Origin of the sequence: Dapis purpurea BLCC-M126 (assembly GCF_050015975.1) — a bacterium.
In the GTDB taxonomy this organism is placed as follows: Bacteria; Cyanobacteriota; Cyanobacteriia; order Cyanobacteriales; family Microcoleaceae; genus Trichodesmium.
This window is the reverse complement of sequence record NZ_JBNHER010000255.1, coordinates 21,566-36,450: the sequence shown is the minus strand read 5'-3', so window position 1 is coordinate 36,450 and position 14,885 is coordinate 21,566. Positions and strand designations below refer to the sequence as shown.

At 37.8% G+C, this 14,885-nt stretch carries 9 protein-coding genes; 3 read left to right on the top strand and 6 right to left on the bottom strand.

Features of this window, described 5'->3' with window-relative positions:
• Positions 1–203 precede the first annotated feature (203 nt).
• The 4 genes from ACP6PL_RS22770 to sat all read right to left on the bottom strand — a co-directional run bounded on the left by ACP6PL_RS22770 (position 204) and on the right by sat (position 6,876).
• Entirely contained in the window at positions 204–830 is a 627-nt protein-coding gene (locus ACP6PL_RS22770) for an exopolysaccharide biosynthesis protein (protein ID WP_426547571.1), read from the bottom strand.
• Positions 831–968: 138 nt separating this feature from the next.
• Positions 969–2,246: an adenosylhomocysteinase gene (gene ahcY / locus ACP6PL_RS22765; RefSeq protein ID WP_426547569.1), complete on the bottom strand. Its 1,278-nt coding sequence runs from the start codon at positions 2,244–2,246 to the stop codon at positions 969–971.
• Positions 2,247–2,787: 541 nt separating this feature from the next.
• A complete protein-coding gene (locus ACP6PL_RS22760) occupies positions 2,788–5,193 on the bottom strand; it encodes a caspase family protein (protein WP_426547568.1) in 2,406 nt (801 codons plus the stop codon).
• A 504-nt stretch (positions 5,194–5,697) separates the two neighbouring features.
• Complete coding sequence (gene sat / locus ACP6PL_RS22755) at positions 5,698–6,876, bottom strand: sulfate adenylyltransferase (RefSeq protein WP_426547567.1); 1,179 nt, start codon at positions 6,874–6,876, stop codon at positions 5,698–5,700.
• 1,656 nt (positions 6,877–8,532) lie between these two features.
• On the opposite strand from sat, the gene ACP6PL_RS22750 reads away from it, so the two are divergent.
• Complete coding sequence (locus ACP6PL_RS22750; RefSeq protein ID WP_426547566.1) at positions 8,533–8,874, top strand: hypothetical protein; 342 nt, start codon at positions 8,533–8,535, stop codon at positions 8,872–8,874.
• 312 nt (positions 8,875–9,186) lie between these two features.
• Here the strand turns inward: ACP6PL_RS22750 and ACP6PL_RS22745 are convergent, their stop codons facing one another.
• Positions 9,187–10,056 carry a hypothetical protein gene (locus ACP6PL_RS22745; RefSeq protein WP_426547565.1) on the bottom strand — a complete coding sequence of 290 codons (870 nt, stop codon included), beginning with the start codon at positions 10,054–10,056 and terminating at the stop codon, positions 9,187–9,189.
• A gap of 223 nt (positions 10,057–10,279) precedes the next feature.
• Between ACP6PL_RS22745 and ACP6PL_RS22740 the strand changes: the two genes are divergently transcribed.
• The gene (locus tag ACP6PL_RS22740; protein WP_426547564.1) at positions 10,280–10,873 is read left to right on the top strand and encodes a hypothetical protein; all 594 of its coding nucleotides are present in this window, start codon (positions 10,280–10,282) and stop codon (positions 10,871–10,873) included.
• A 263-nt stretch (positions 10,874–11,136) separates the two neighbouring features.
• On the opposite strand, the gene ACP6PL_RS22735 is transcribed toward ACP6PL_RS22740, so the two are convergent.
• Entirely contained in the window at positions 11,137–11,331 is a 195-nt protein-coding gene (locus ACP6PL_RS22735; protein WP_426547563.1) for a PIN domain-containing protein, read from the bottom strand.
• Between the two features lie 370 nt (positions 11,332–11,701).
• Here ACP6PL_RS22735 and ACP6PL_RS22730 point away from each other — a divergent pair, with 370 nt between their 5' ends.
• Positions 11,702–14,806 (top strand): CHAT domain-containing protein, encoded by a 3,105-nt coding sequence (locus ACP6PL_RS22730; RefSeq protein WP_426547562.1) that lies wholly within the window; start codon positions 11,702–11,704, stop codon positions 14,804–14,806.
• The last annotated feature ends 79 nt before the right edge of the window (positions 14,807–14,885 follow it).

Here is a 14,885-nt window from a genome sequence, read left to right as displayed (position 1 = left end):
ACATAAGAGCCAGTATTCCCCACTATATGAATAGCACAAATAAATTTTAAATCAACTATTTTGAAGATATAGCGAATTTAATCTTAGTCAGGTACACTACTAGCGGGCAAAATGCTTGCAGTATAAAGGTTTAAACGTTATTTGTACCTCATATACTACCGAATCTGCTGTAGATAAATTTAACTTTTGACTCTTAAATTTTTCTAACCTCCAGTCAGAGAATTTTTAATTAACTCAATTCCACCTTTGACAACTTCATAACCAAAAACCACAATTAGACCACTTAAAGTCGCCCCCATTACACAAAGCACCAACCCACCCAAACTAATAGCACCATCATCATCCAACAAACCAAAACCAGTAACAAAAATCCCGATCGCTGGTAAAGTATTAGTACCCGGAATGGGAATCATCATCGAAATAGCCATCAGAGCGATCGCGCAACCAATAATAATTCTACCTACAAAACTCGTGCAAATATAACTTAACCGAGGACGAGATATCAACTCAATTTTCTGTAACCAAGGAATGCCTTTTTTCAAAACACCTTGTACTTTCTCAATAGAAATTGAATTATTTAACCAACTTTTAGGCAACCAAGGAGTTTTAGAACCAATTATTAGTTGAACTGCCAATAAAAGTAATAAAATACCAAAAGGAATAGAGTAACCAGGAGCAGGAACAGGCAAAGCAGAAGGGAGAGATAAAATCACGAATAAAAAACCAAAAATTCTCTCTCCTGCCAAATCAATAATATCTCCCAAAGTAACTGTATTAGGAGCTTCTTCATCAAAAAAATATCGTTGTAATTCTACAGATAATTTAGCCACTGAATTTATATGATTTTATTTAATAATAAATTTTGAATAAATTAATATAGGGGTTTGGTCTCCAAACCCCTACGGAAGAAATTACTGGTTAAAACTCAACTAAAATGCTGATAGCTGATAGCTGAGTGCTACTTATTATTAGGTTCCAACAGTCCAGGAATTCATGTACTCAACTTGTTCAGCAGTCAAAGTATCAATACCAATACCCATTGCCTGTAATTTCAAACGAGCAATTTCCTTATCAACTTCCACAGGAATTGAATGTAAACCAGGCTCTAATTTACCTTTATTTGTAACTAAATATTCACAAGCTAATGCTTGGTTCGCAAAACTCATATCCATAACTGCACTAGGATGACCTTCTGCTGCAGCTAAGTTAACTAACCGTCCTTCACCCAATACAATTACAGACTTACCATTCTTGAGTTTATACTGTTCAGTGAAAGGTCGAACTGTCTTCACTTCATCAGCTTTTTCACCCAAAGTCTTCAGGTCAATTTCAATATCAAAGTGACCGGAGTTACAAACGATCGCTCCATCCTTCATCACATCGAAATGTTCGCCACGAATAACGTGCTTATTACCAGTAACAGTAATGAATAGATCGCCTATAGGAGCTGCTTCTGACATTGGCATCACCCGGAAACCATCCATGATAGCTTCAATAGCGCGAACTGGATCGATTTCAGTTACAACTACATTTGCACCTAAACCTCTAGCGCGGAGAGCAGCACCTTTACCACACCATCCGTAACCTACAACAACTACAGTTTTACCTGCTAATAAAACATTAGTAGCGCGGATAATACCATCTAAAGTAGATTGACCTGTACCATAGCGGTTATCGAAGAAGTGTTTAGTGTCCGCATCATTAACATTCATTGCGGGGAAAGTCAATACCCCATCGTTAAACATTGCTCGCAGACGAACAATACCTGTAGTAGTTTCTTCAGTGGTACCAATCAGTTCAGGAAGTTGATCTTGTCTATTTTTTACTAGAGTTGCAACAACATCACTACCATCATCAATAATAATATTAGGTCTGTGGTCTAAAGCAATTTCAACGTGGCGCAGATAAGTTTCATCGTCCTCTCCTTTAATGGCAAATACAGAAATACCATAATCGACCACTAGACTCGCAGCTACATCGTCTTGAGTAGATAGAGGATTACTAGCAATTAATACAGCATCAGCTCCAGCATTTTTCAGAGCGATCGCTAAATGAGCAGTTTCGGTTGTAACGTGACAGCAAGCTGCTAATTTAATTCCGCTTAATGGCTTTTCTTTGGCAAAACGTTCTTGAATTTGGCGTAGAACAGGCATTTCTCTACCTGCCCACTCAATTCTTTGCTTTCCTAGAGAGGCCAAGGACTCATCTTTAACTTCGTGTTTAATTTGGACTGGTGTTGCAACCATTCAGTTATTTCCTTAATATAATAATCTTTTCTTATCGTAACTAATTTGGCAGAACTCGATCAAGAGTGTTAATACGACAAAATTTACTTTGACATTCATACCAATATGTGTTATGTCAATTTTATCAAATAATGTTATAAAACTGTGTTGATTAAGATGGGTAATCTAGTTACGCGATCGCGAAGCGGAATGTAGGTTAAAGGAGTTTCTGTTTTTTGTATAGCTTTAATAAATTTATAGCGATTTTCAACTAAACAAACCACAGAGTATCAAATACGGTAGTGGTAAATAAGTAATGATATAAAATCTGGTTATACAGTAATCACCAAATTACTCAGATGTTCTATTGTTATGAAGTACATATATTTAGGGTTTTAGGAAACAGGGAACAGGTATGGAGGAAACACGCATGGAAGCATAAAATTAGTTGTACCTCATTAGTACAGAATCTGCTGTAATTGTTCTGCTTGTGATTTCGACAGAGAATAAAAAAGGGCTTCATTAGCCCCTAGTATTACTATTTTCTAGTAAAAGATTTTTTTTAAACAACTTGATAGACAAAACTTAAAGTTGCCCAACTATTAATATTTAGAGCATAATCATCAGTTGATAACCCACTAGATTGAATAGTTGATTGACTTGCACTATGTAAATCTCGTAACATTGCTTGTGCTACTGCTAAAGGATTCAATACTTCTTTAATTAGCCGATCGTCTCTAACCTGACGCACTTCCCCATCAAGAGTTGCAATTGCTTCCTTGAATGGTTGATGGCTAAAGAGAATCAGACTTTCTGCTAATCCTTCCGGACCTATTACCCTCCATCCAAAAGATTCTGTATCTCTAGGAGACTTGCTAATTACCGGAGGCATATTTACACTATCTCCAGGAGAAATAACGAGACCTGTTTGTGAAAGTTTACTATTATTCCCAAGTTGATTAGATATAGTTGGATCTAGAACAAGAATGCGCCCACTACTGTCTAAAGTCAATAACATAAAATAGACTGGGCGATCGCCATCATTATATAACCGACATTGAATTCGACTACCAATGGGTAAAGTTGCTAATCCATCAGAAACTCCAAAACTGCCTACATCTTCTTCTATATTAGTTTTAAATTTTGCCCCATCGCTAATCCCGAAAGTTTCTCGGCGCACAATGCTCTTTGCTTCTGGAGTAACAGTAGCTAAGTTGGCTCTGATTTTAATTTTAGTAGAGCCTTCATTGATAGTTAAGCGTAATATCTTAGCTGCTAGCAAAGTTTTCAATTGGGAATTTAATCTTTGTACTGCTATCTTGACTGCTTCTCCCCCTTCTCCTAAACTATTGGGTATTCGCACTTGACCTAGAGAAAATAGAGCATAACGACCCTGATACATTGACGGTAGAGGAGCAGAAGGACTTTGAGCAATATTTGTTTCCCGAACTCGACTAAATACATAATCTGCTGCCTGTGTATTTGCCACTACAGTAACTTGAGGTATTGCTGAAAACCCACTGGTAGCATCCACCCGCTCAATTCTTGACATTTCAGGGTCTAAAGCTATCATCAAATCTATAGATCGAGGCAAAACTCTAATCTTTTCTCGCACCAGCGATCCTGGCAAAATTTGAGGATTAGGAGGAGATTTTTTTGTTGGGTTGTTCGCATTTTCCTCGCTCTGAAACTGTTGTTGCTGCTTTTCTAATGATTGTTGTGGGCTATTAGTTTCAATGATGACAGAAGCTTTAGCCTTTAAGCCAGTTCGAGTCCGAATTTGTAATTGAAAGTTTAAGTCTAAATCTGAATCAGGTAGGGTTGTGAAGAGGGAATTAGATGTAACCGCATCAAGAATACTAATTGGCAATCCTCCTAACCATAGATTTCCTGTTTTGCCGTTATCTTCTACTGAAGTGACTACACCACTGGCAGGTGGTAATAAAGGACTCAAGAAACTTTGATAACCCATAGCTACTGGAGTTATAGTAGCTACTTTTGTGGATTCAGCAATGTTCTGTTGTTTTGCTTCTTTAAACTCTGGCTGCTGATTAGCTCCAGTTACTTGTTCTACCGAGCTAGCAGCTCGTGAAAAAGCAATTTGTAGTCTGGTTGCAGGGGTTATAGACCATAAAGTTTGGGTAAGAGCATAAGTAAATAGACCAGAGCTAAAACCATTCCAGTCAGTTTCAGTAGCAAATTGGCTCTCTTGACTAGCATTAAGAATTACTCCTGGCAGTTGGCTTTCATAAATTTGCTGTTCTCCTAGAAGATTTTGTTGATTGCGGAGTTGCGTTTGCATTGCTTTCTCTTTAATATTAATTTGCTCTGTAGTCGAACTAGGCCGAGAGCGAATTCTTAGAGCACCTTGCAAATTTTTACCAGGATATACATAGCTAGTATCTAATACAGTTACTACTTTTGTGGTGGCAAGCGATCGCAATAATAACCATAGAGTCTCTTCTAGAACATCATTTATTGCTCTACCATCATCATTTGGAGGTATCCCATCTATTGGTACTAGAGTATTTTGAAATGTTAAATTTGAGGCATTTAACTCATTCTTTTCATCCTCATCAATCATCTTACTCACACGACTACCATAACCACTAAAGTGAAATAAAACTAAGTCATCTGGTTTAGCTTGGTTAGTTAAATGACTAATAAAAGCTGTTTCTATATTTTCCCTAGTAGCTTGTTTATTTGTGAGAGTAAGAATATCAGCAGGTAAAAAACCAAATCGATGAACTAGCAATTCCCGTTGCATCTCTAGATCTGTAACACAGCCAGACAGAGGTGCATCTGGATATTCATTAATACCTACTAAAAATGCTAATTTACGTCCTGTAGTTTGAGCTAAGGCTTCTGAGTAATGACTTTGGAGACGCCACCACCCTGCTTCATTTATTCCCAATGCTCCTAGGGCCAAGCTAGCCCTTTGCAGAAATTCCCGCCGCTTTAATCCCATTCTTCTTCCTTAATGTCCTACCTTCAAGTAAGAACTTTATGTAACAACGTTATTATTAATTTTCTATATAATTGACACATTCTGCCGTTAATCAATAAGAGCGATCGTGGCAAATTTTAAACATTCACGAGTTTAGTTTTCTGCGTCTTTCTGGTTAGCTCTTAACCAGCTATCCATTTCCAGCAACTCTTAGAGATAACTTAATGCTTGTGGCAAAATGCCTGCTTAGGTCTCTCATCCGAGTCACCGTCCATCTAAACAGTTACAATATATTAACTGAGCCAATTGTATAGAACAATTAGAGTAATATTCAATAGTTAATTTATTCATATAAATTAATCACCCTTTTTAACTGACTTTGTACCAAAATCAGAGTTTCTTCACCTAACTGTTAGAGGCGGGTTGAAAGCTTACCTTGGAGTAATGTATAGCTTTTATAACCCGCCTCCACTATATATAATTATGCCTCACACTTGAGGACTATACCAGAAAAATTTCTGTTAGTTAATTTCCATTAGATGCTTGCATTGCTTTAGCCAACTCTGCTGCTACTTCTGGTCGTGAAAATTCTGGTGGTGGTAACTCACCCCGACGTAACATTTCTCGTACTTTTGTCCCTGATAAATGAATTCGTTCTTCTTTGATACTTGGACTTGTTTTGCTCGTGGCCATACCTTTGGTACGAGTACAGTAGAAAGCGTGTTCAAACTTCATCGGAACGATACCTAACTCTCCTGGTTCAAACTCATCGAAGATATATTGAGCATCATAAGTTCCATAATAATCCCCTACCCCAGCATGATCTCGACCAACAATGAAGTGGGTACAACCATAATTTTTCCGCACCAAAGCATGAAAAATTGCTTCCCGTGGGCCAGCATAACGCATAGCCGAGGGATTAATGGCCATCATTACCCGGTCTTGAGGAAAGTATTTTTCTAACATAATCTCGTAGCAACGCATCCTCACATCAGCAGGAATGTCATCTGATTTGGTAGCACCCACCAAAGGATGTAGAAATAAACCATCTACCGTTTCTAAAGCACATTTTTGAATATATTCGTGGGCACGGTGGATGGGGTTACGGGTTTGGAAACCAACTACTGTATTCCAACCTTTTTCGAGAAAGAGTTTTCTGGACTCTGCTGGATCTATTTGATATTTGGGAAATAATGGGTGAGGATGACGCTCTAATAACCAGACTGGACCTGCTAAGTTGACTGGGCCAGCATCATAAACAACTTTCACTCCTGGATGTTTTTCTTCATCTGTGCGATAAACATTGGTTACTTCATGGGCTTTATTGTAGCGGAACTTTTGAGTTAATTCTAAAACTCCTGCAAATTCTCCTTCTGGAGAATCTAGACGCACCCAACTTCCTTCTTTGATTGAATCTGCTACTTCTTCTGATACTGATAATGTTACAGGTATACTCCAAGGTAGTCCATTTTTAAGACGCATATCAGTGACTACGCTTTCATAGTCATCTGCTTCCATAAAGCCATTGAGAGGGCTAAAGCCTCCTATAGCTATCATTTCTAAGTCTGAAAGAGCCCGCTTGTCTAATTGTACCTTTGGCAAGCTTTCAGCTTTTTCCATGAATTCTTGTCGTTCTGCTGGTGTGGCAATCCGATTAATCAGATGGCCACCGTGTGCTGGTATACCATTTGGATGCTTAGTCAAGGTGATTCCTCTCTATATATTGACTACTTATAGTGGAGAAAGATTAAGTTTTCTAATCTTTATCCTACATCTTTGAGGTACATCTCTCTTCATTTACTTATTGGAAGTAGATAAAGGTCAAGGTAACTTTAGAAGATGCTTTCTTTCTCCTAACTTCTTTTGTCGTAATCATGTCACCGGATTTAATCAAAATCATCTATAAGGCCCAGTTTAGTCAGAAATCTTGTTGTGATAGAAAAATTATAAATAGGGTTTGCTGAATAAATATGAAAGTGTTTACTGATATTGCTTTGGGCATTTTTAAGTCTTGAAAAAGTGCGCTGATTTGAGTTGAAAAGCCTCAAAAAGTCAGTATTAACAGCAAGATTTGGACGGAGAAATTGAGGGATAATTCTTCTTCCTGCCTTCTCTAAATTCCTGACTCCTCCTGTCTCCTGTCTTCCCCTCCAGGGAGGGGTTAGGGGTGGGTTGTCTCCTGACTCCTACCCTCAACTATAAGACTTTTGAGCGCAAACCCTAAATATTTATAAATCACAATCTATTAATATAGCATTTCTATTTAAGTTTTGACAATATTTTTGAGGAAAAAGCAACAGGAAATCCAGCACTTACCAGTCAGCTATGGCGATAAAAGTTTGATTAATTGAGACAGAGTTAAATGTTACTACAAAAGCGGGGTTTTATTGCTGTTAACGCAGTTCCTCCGCAGGAGGCAAGCTGACAGCTAATAGCTGTTTGCGGAGCATTCCGGTATGGAAATGCCTACAAACTATAGCACTACAAAATTAATAAAATTGAAATCTTTTACCTACAAAGTTTTGACTAGTGCAGGATGGCGAAATAGGTAACCAGTTATAAAATCCCAAAAACTTTACTAACCAATACTTTTGACTGTCTTGAGTGCGTCTTACATTCTGGAGGGGCTGTATGCGGAATTACTTCCACACAGTAGGCGCCCCGTAGGAGACCTCAGAATTACGCACTCGCTTTTAACTTCCGCATAGCGCTACTAGAGCTGTTTAGCTACCGCACAACTCTGTTTTTGATATTCGGTAGTCAAATGCGTTCCCGATATGTTTGCGGAGCATGACCTAAAAAAAACGCAGTTACAACCTAGGAGGCTAGTTGTTTACAGAGGATTCCAGTAGGGAAATGCTTAAAACTATATTATCACTGTGTTCTTGCTTGTTAATTCCCCAAAATTTTTTACACGACCGAAATTAGGAGTATTTAATACATATCAAAAAGAGTCAAAATCATCATTTGTAAAGTTATGTAAAAAATATACTGTCTTGAATGTAAATAATTTGACAAAAACTGGTTAACTAAATTAGTATTATCTAAATCATAATACAAGCTCTTAAACCGCAAAATTTTATCGGATAAACTATTAGCACTCATCATCGAAGATTGCTAAAGATAAGCCATTAAACTTTGACGATTTATCAAACAATAAATAAAAGTTTTGCATCTAGTTTATAGAGTTGGATAAATTAGCAGTCTTTTAAGGTGAGTGCTAATTTTAATACCACTATAGTAATCGTAAATCAGTTATGAGAATTTGACTTCTTCCTATTTATTTAAAGGATGCAATATCTCACAACTAAAAGAGATTGCTATATATAATATCACAAATTCTGAGGAGGAAAAGGGTAAATGGGATATAGTTTTGAACTTTTAGGTATTTCTCCAGTCCTACATTTTTTTAATCAGCAACAAAAATTACAAGTAGAAAATAACTTAAATGTAGAATATTTAGGACATCATAAGTGTTCCCTAGATGTGTTTCTCAAATCTGTAGAAACTATTTCTGCTTATCGTAGTTGGAGAGTAGATAAAGTTGTAGAAACGGTGATTAATTTTTGGATGAATAACGCTGATAGCGTTCAGTATTGGAATTCTCGCTTAAAAGATGCTGGAGAAAATAACCTTTTAGTAGCAAGAGTGGGAGATATTAAATCTTTACGGCAATCTTTTGAATCATTACTGAATAATTAGGGAGTAGGGAATAGGGAGTAGGGAGTAGGGGAGTAGGGGAGTAGGGAAGAAAGATTTTTGTTGGGTTACCCTTACGGGAAGCAAGCTACGTTACTCAACCCAACCTAAATTTATTGCAACATTTAAAATGAAACAGTCCACTATTGAATATGTGTTGCTTCACTACAAATTACTGAACAGTGCGTTATGGCGCAATGTAATGTTTGATAGCTTAACGGTAGTTTGTGATCGGTGCCTAATGTTTGTGTCGCAAAATAGAAGCGAGGCAATTTACTGATACGAATCTCCCTATCTCCCCATCCCAAAATCAATCTAAGGTTTAGGTGGTGCTTCCGGGCTGAGAATAACGATATATTCTCCGCGATCGCTCTGCTGAATGACTACAACGGGAGGGCGAAAATTTGATGGCACATCTTTTTTTAGTGGAGAGGGGAATATATAATATTGACCTTCTGTATCAAACAGCAGTCGCCAGATAACTTGGGGAAAATTGGGATCAGTTTTGTTGTTGTAATCTCGTAGTAGTAACTGTTCATATAATTCTATATCTCCAATAATACGAAAATTGTTAATATTGGGATCGTCTGTCAATTTATATTTATCAATTTTTCTGCCTAATGGTAGTTGGTTTTCTGGGATTATTAAAGTCACTGTTGGCAATAATGATGTGTCGCTACGAGAGTCTCGTACCGCATCAAGATTTCCTTGAGTTTTTCCGAGAAAAAATAGGATTGTTAATAACCAGAAGGTTACGACTATTTCATCAATTAAAGCTTTGTCATATTTTTGATAGTTAAACTGTTTAAAATAAAGAAATGATTGAAGATAACGAGTTATTTTAGGGTGTTTATTTTTTAAGCTCCATCTCAATAATTTTAAACGCCATTGATTAAGAATTTTATCTAATTTTTGAGTAAAAAGTTTGATGAGATTGAAAATATTTGGAAAAATAATAAAAGAAGCGATCGCTATTCTTATAGTACGGAAAAAAGTTGAAAAATCTCCACCAGATAAATTGCCAAAAAATACCTGTATTGGTGCAATTAAAAATGATTCTACAGGTAAATCTAGAGTCGTTACTTCTAGTTGAAAATAACTATAATAAGCCCAACGATAAATCCAACCTGTGAAATATAAGCCGACTCCTAATACAGTTAATAAACTGGCAATTCTACCAAACATTTTCTATATATTCTGATTTTTGATAATTTTATACTAACAACTTTTGACTTTTGACTTTATGCAATGGTGCGTTACGACGGATTGTTAAATGCGTTTCAAAGTCTAAATTTTAGCCGTCTAACGCACCCTACAAATTTTGGTTATCGGCTATCTTCGGAAAATTTCACTAACATAGTGGTTTAAAGATATTAGTGGTAATTAATATTTCTATTTGGTACTAACTGTGAAGATAACTCAAATTACAATTATTTTTCTGGTAGCTTGCCTGACAGTAGTGGTAGGAAACATCAAACAGACGATCGCCAACCCTAACCTACTTGTGACAACTGAAACTAAAATTGAAAAAGCAAAACCTATTCCAGTTTCATTACCTATTATTGCCATAGTAAAACTAAAAGATGGCGATCGCCAAACTGGTTCAGTAGTAGGTATTAATTCTCAAGATATAACGATAAAAAGAGGTCAGGGTAGTGGGAAAGAAGATACTGCTAATGTGACCCGGATTGAGTTTGATGAGAGAGAAGGTTTTTGGTGGCCAACTTCTGATGGGATAATAATTATTCGTGGGGGTCAAGTAGACAAAATAGGAGATATCCGACGTTTTGAAGTTCTAGTGGATGGGTTAGTATGGGAAAATGTAGAGGAGAATGCTATTGAGATTAAACCAGAAAGTGTGATTCGGGTAGATGATCGAGAGGATATTCGGAGAAGTATGTGGAACGTTGGGAAGAGTCGTTATGTTGTGAGTGAGATGGAGTTTGAACCCGAGCAACAAATTTGGATTATTACTGCTACATTACAGTCAAAAAAGGAATAGTATTTTGTAGGTTTGGTTGAGGAACGTAGCTTGCTTCTCCCCAGGAGTAACCCAACAAAATTTGCCTACCATGCTTTCTACAATTTTAATGTTCATAATCTTTAGGATAATAATAAAAAGTTTTAATAATTTTGATTTTTCCTTTGCATTTTTTCTCAAATTGTTTTTGTCTTTCTAACCAGTCAGCTAATATTAATTCCGGATCTTAGTTAAAAGGTTTGGCGTTTTCTTCTCGAATTTTGTAAATTTCTTCTAAAATTTAATCAGGTAACATCATTGTTTTTTTGTGCTAATTGATAGAGTGTACAAAGTATTGGTAATTGATAGCCAAAGTTAGTGCTAATTTCAGATAGTTTTCTCTGGATGTCATGGTTAGCAATATGGCGACAATTCCATGTTAAAAGAAAGTCTAAACTATAAACAGTTGCTAGAGGAATAATGACACGCCGTTTTGTCATTGCGAGGGGGAGGATTAACAGTTAAGTTTTGTGTTTAATAGTTACGCCCCCCGTGGCAATCTTCTGCCCAAAAGTTAAATAACGAGATTGCTTCGGCTAACTTAACGCTTTTGTGAACAACATGAGGAGTTTACCAACCGCCTCGCAATGACATTAGAAAGTCGGCGGGTGTCATTGCGAGGGGGAGGGTTAAGAGTTAAGTTTTGTGTTTAATAGTTACGCCCCCCGTGGCAATCTTCTGCCCAGAAGTTAAATAACGAGATTGCTTTCCTGACGGAATGCTCCGCAAACGCTGTCACTCGCAATGACACGCCGTTTTGTTTGACGTAAGATATACATATTTAATTATTTATTTGAGGAAAATAAGACTATGAAACGAATTATTATTACCTCTCTAATAGGAATAACAACCCTGACTACAACTCTCCTGATATTGCCACTATTTCTACAAGAGAGTTACACCCAAACTTCTGATTCTCAGGCAGAAAAGTTAGAGCAACAGTTAGAGCAGCTAATAAAATTAGATCAGCTAATAAAAACAGCATTGCAACAAAGAGGGCAATACCAATATCAGGAGTCTATAGAAACGCTTCAACAAGTATTAGCTATTGCTAGAAAAATCAAATCCCCAGCAATAGAGGCAGTAGCAAACCTTGGTATTGGCTCAAACTATAGTAGTATAGGCAAGCCACAAGAAGCATTAAACTTTTACAAGGAAGCTTTGATGATTTTTCGGGAAGTGGGCAATCGCTCTGGTGTTGCTACTACTCTCAATAATATTGGTCTAGTTTACAACAATATAGGTCAACCCCAAAAGGCATTAGAAAACTTCGAGCAAGCTTTATCCATCATGCGGGAAGTGGGCGATCGCTCTGGTGTTGCCACTACTCTCAATAATATTGGTCTAGTTTACAACAATATAGGTCAACCTCAAAAAGCATTAGAATACTACCAGCAAGCTTTACCCATCAGGCGGGAAGTGGGCGATCGCTCTGGTGTTGCTACTACTCTCAATAATATTGGTGTAGTTTACCATAGTATAGATCAACCCCAAAAAGTATTAGAATACTACCAGCAAGCTTTACCCATCATGCGGGAAGTGGGCGATCGCTCTGGTGTTGCTATTACTCTAAATAATATTGGTGAAGTTTACCGCAAGACAGGTCCACCCCAAAAAGCATTAGAAAACTTCGAGCAAGCTTTACCCATCATGCGGGAAGTGGGCGATCGCTCTGGTGTTGCTACTACTCTCAATAATATTGGTGAAGTTTACCGCAAGACAGGTCCACCCCAAAAAGCATTAGAATACTACCAGCAAGCTTTACTCATCATGCGGGAAGTGGGCAATCGCTCTGGTGTTGCTACTACTCTCAATAATATTGGTCTAGTTTACATCAGTATAGGCCAACCCCAAAAAGCATTAGAATACTACCAGCAAGCTTTACCCATCAGGCGGGAAGTGGGGGATCGCTCTGGAGAAGCTACTACTCTCAATAGTATTGGTGGAGTTTACGACAGTATAAGTCAACCCCAAAAAGCATTAGAATACTACCAGCAAGCTTTACCCATCAGGCGGGAAGTGGGGGATCGCTCTGGAGAAGCTACTACTCTCAATAGTATTGGTGGAGTTTACGACAGTATAAGTCAACCCCAAAAAGCATTAGAATACTACCAGCAAGCTTTACCCATCAGACGGGAAGTGGGAGATCGCTCTGGAGAAGCCACTTCTCTCAATGATATTGGTAGAGTTTACAGCAGTATAGGTAAACTCCAAAAAGCATTAGAATATTACCAGCAAGCTTTACCCATCAGTCGGGAAGTGGGGGATCGCTTTGGAGAAGCCACTTCTCTCAATAATATTGGTGCAGTTTACTACAGTATAGATAAACCCCAAAAGGCATTAGAATACTTGGAGCAAGCTTTACCCATCATGCAAGAAGTGGGATCTCGCTTTGAAAAAGCTTCTACTCTCAGCAATATTGGTTTAGTTTACCGAAATAGCAGCCAACCAGAAAAAGCTATAAACCACTGGGAAGAATCAGCAATAATCATCCTAGAAATGCGTGCGGGGTTAAAAAAAGAAAATCGCAAGACTTTTTTAGAAGGTAATGACTACACACCGATCGCCCTGATCGATCTCCTCATTGACCAAAACCAACCCAATGAAGCCTTAAAATGGTATAACCTAGCTACTACTTTCGACCTCGCTGACTACACTCGCCTTATTGATGCTAAAGTCAAAAACCCAGAAACTCAAAAACTGATTAACCAATGGCAACAAAATAATCAACAATTACAAATTCTCTATGGCAAAATAGAAGATGAATGGAGTCCCCAACTTTCCCGACAAATTAACCAGTTACAAGCAGAAACTAACCAACTCGCTGCCGACATTACCGAGAAATACCCAGAAGTTGCGGAGCTTTTTGAATTCAAACCCGAAGACATCGACAAACTCAAAGCTAATATTGCACCGGATACCGTTGTTATTCAACCTGCTCTTTTAACTGGTATTAAAAATGTTCCCAATAGCATCGCCATATTCCTTGTCACCAGAGACAAACCCACTGTAGTTAAAAAAATTCCCATAGATCGCAAAGAATTTGATGACATCCTCACGGAATATCGCGACCAACTAGAAAACCCCAACTCCGACGACTACGACGTTAACCAAGAAAAACTCTATGACTATCTCATTCGCCCGATGGAAGCAGAAATAGCAGCTTATTCCCCCAAACAAGTAGCTATCATTCCCACAGGGAAATTGCGTTATATTCCTTTTGAAACCCTATTTGATAATCAAACAGACCAATATTTACTTGAAAAATATCCCATCCACTACCTCACCCGCATTTCTGGCAGCAGAAAACAGCAGCAAAAAAACACTAAACCCATGAAAGTATTAGCATTTGGCAATCCCACTCCCACAAAAGTAGACCTCCCTGGTGCAGAAGCAGAAGCCAAAATTATTGCGGAAAAGTTATCAAGCAAATATTACATTCGAGAAGAGGCAACCCTCGCTCGTTTCAAAAATGAATCCCTCAGTTTTCCCTTAGTGCATCTCGCTACCCACGGTTGCTTTCAAAAGGATGGTTGCCCTGGTGTGGGTTTAGAAGCAAATACTATTTTGTTTGCCAACGGAGAAACTTTTCATATTAGAGATGCTGCACTTTTAGGATTAGAAAATACGGATCTAATCGTTTTGAGTGCTTGCCAAACTGCCATGAAAGCAGACTCCAACGGTGAAGAAATAGCGGGAGTTGCCTATTTATTTGAGCGTGCGGGTGCCGATGCTGTGATTGCGAGTTTATGGAATGCGGAGGATGAGACAACGAAGGATATTATGGTGAAATTTTATGAGAATTTGCAACAAGGAATGACGAAGGTGGAGGCATTACGTCAGGCAAAGTTAAGTTATGTTAGGGAGTATGTGAGTCCGTTTTATTGGTCGCCTTTGGTTTTAATTGGCAATTGAAGGAAGAAGGAAGAAGGAAGAAGAAAGAAGTAAGAAGTAAGAAGTAAGAAGTAAGAAGTAAGAAGTAAGAAGTAAGAAG

Coding starts and splice junctions, on each gene's coding strand:
- ACP6PL_RS22730 (WP_426547562.1), top strand. CDS start 11,702: ATGAAACGAATTATTATTACCTCTCTAATAGGAATAACAACCCTGACT.
- ACP6PL_RS22750 (WP_426547566.1), top strand. CDS start 8,533: ATGGGATATAGTTTTGAACTTTTAGGTATTTCTCCAGTCCTACATTTT.
- ACP6PL_RS22745 (WP_426547565.1), bottom strand. CDS start 10,056: ATGTTTGGTAGAATTGCCAGTTTATTAACTGTATTAGGAGTCGGCTTA.
- ahcY (WP_426547569.1), bottom strand. CDS start 2,246: ATGGTTGCAACACCAGTCCAAATTAAACACGAAGTTAAAGATGAGTCC.
- ACP6PL_RS22735 (WP_426547563.1), bottom strand. CDS start 11,331: ATGACAAAACGGCGTGTCATTATTCCTCTAGCAACTGTTTATAGTTTA.
- ACP6PL_RS22760 (WP_426547568.1), bottom strand. CDS start 5,193: ATGGGATTAAAGCGGCGGGAATTTCTGCAAAGGGCTAGCTTGGCCCTA.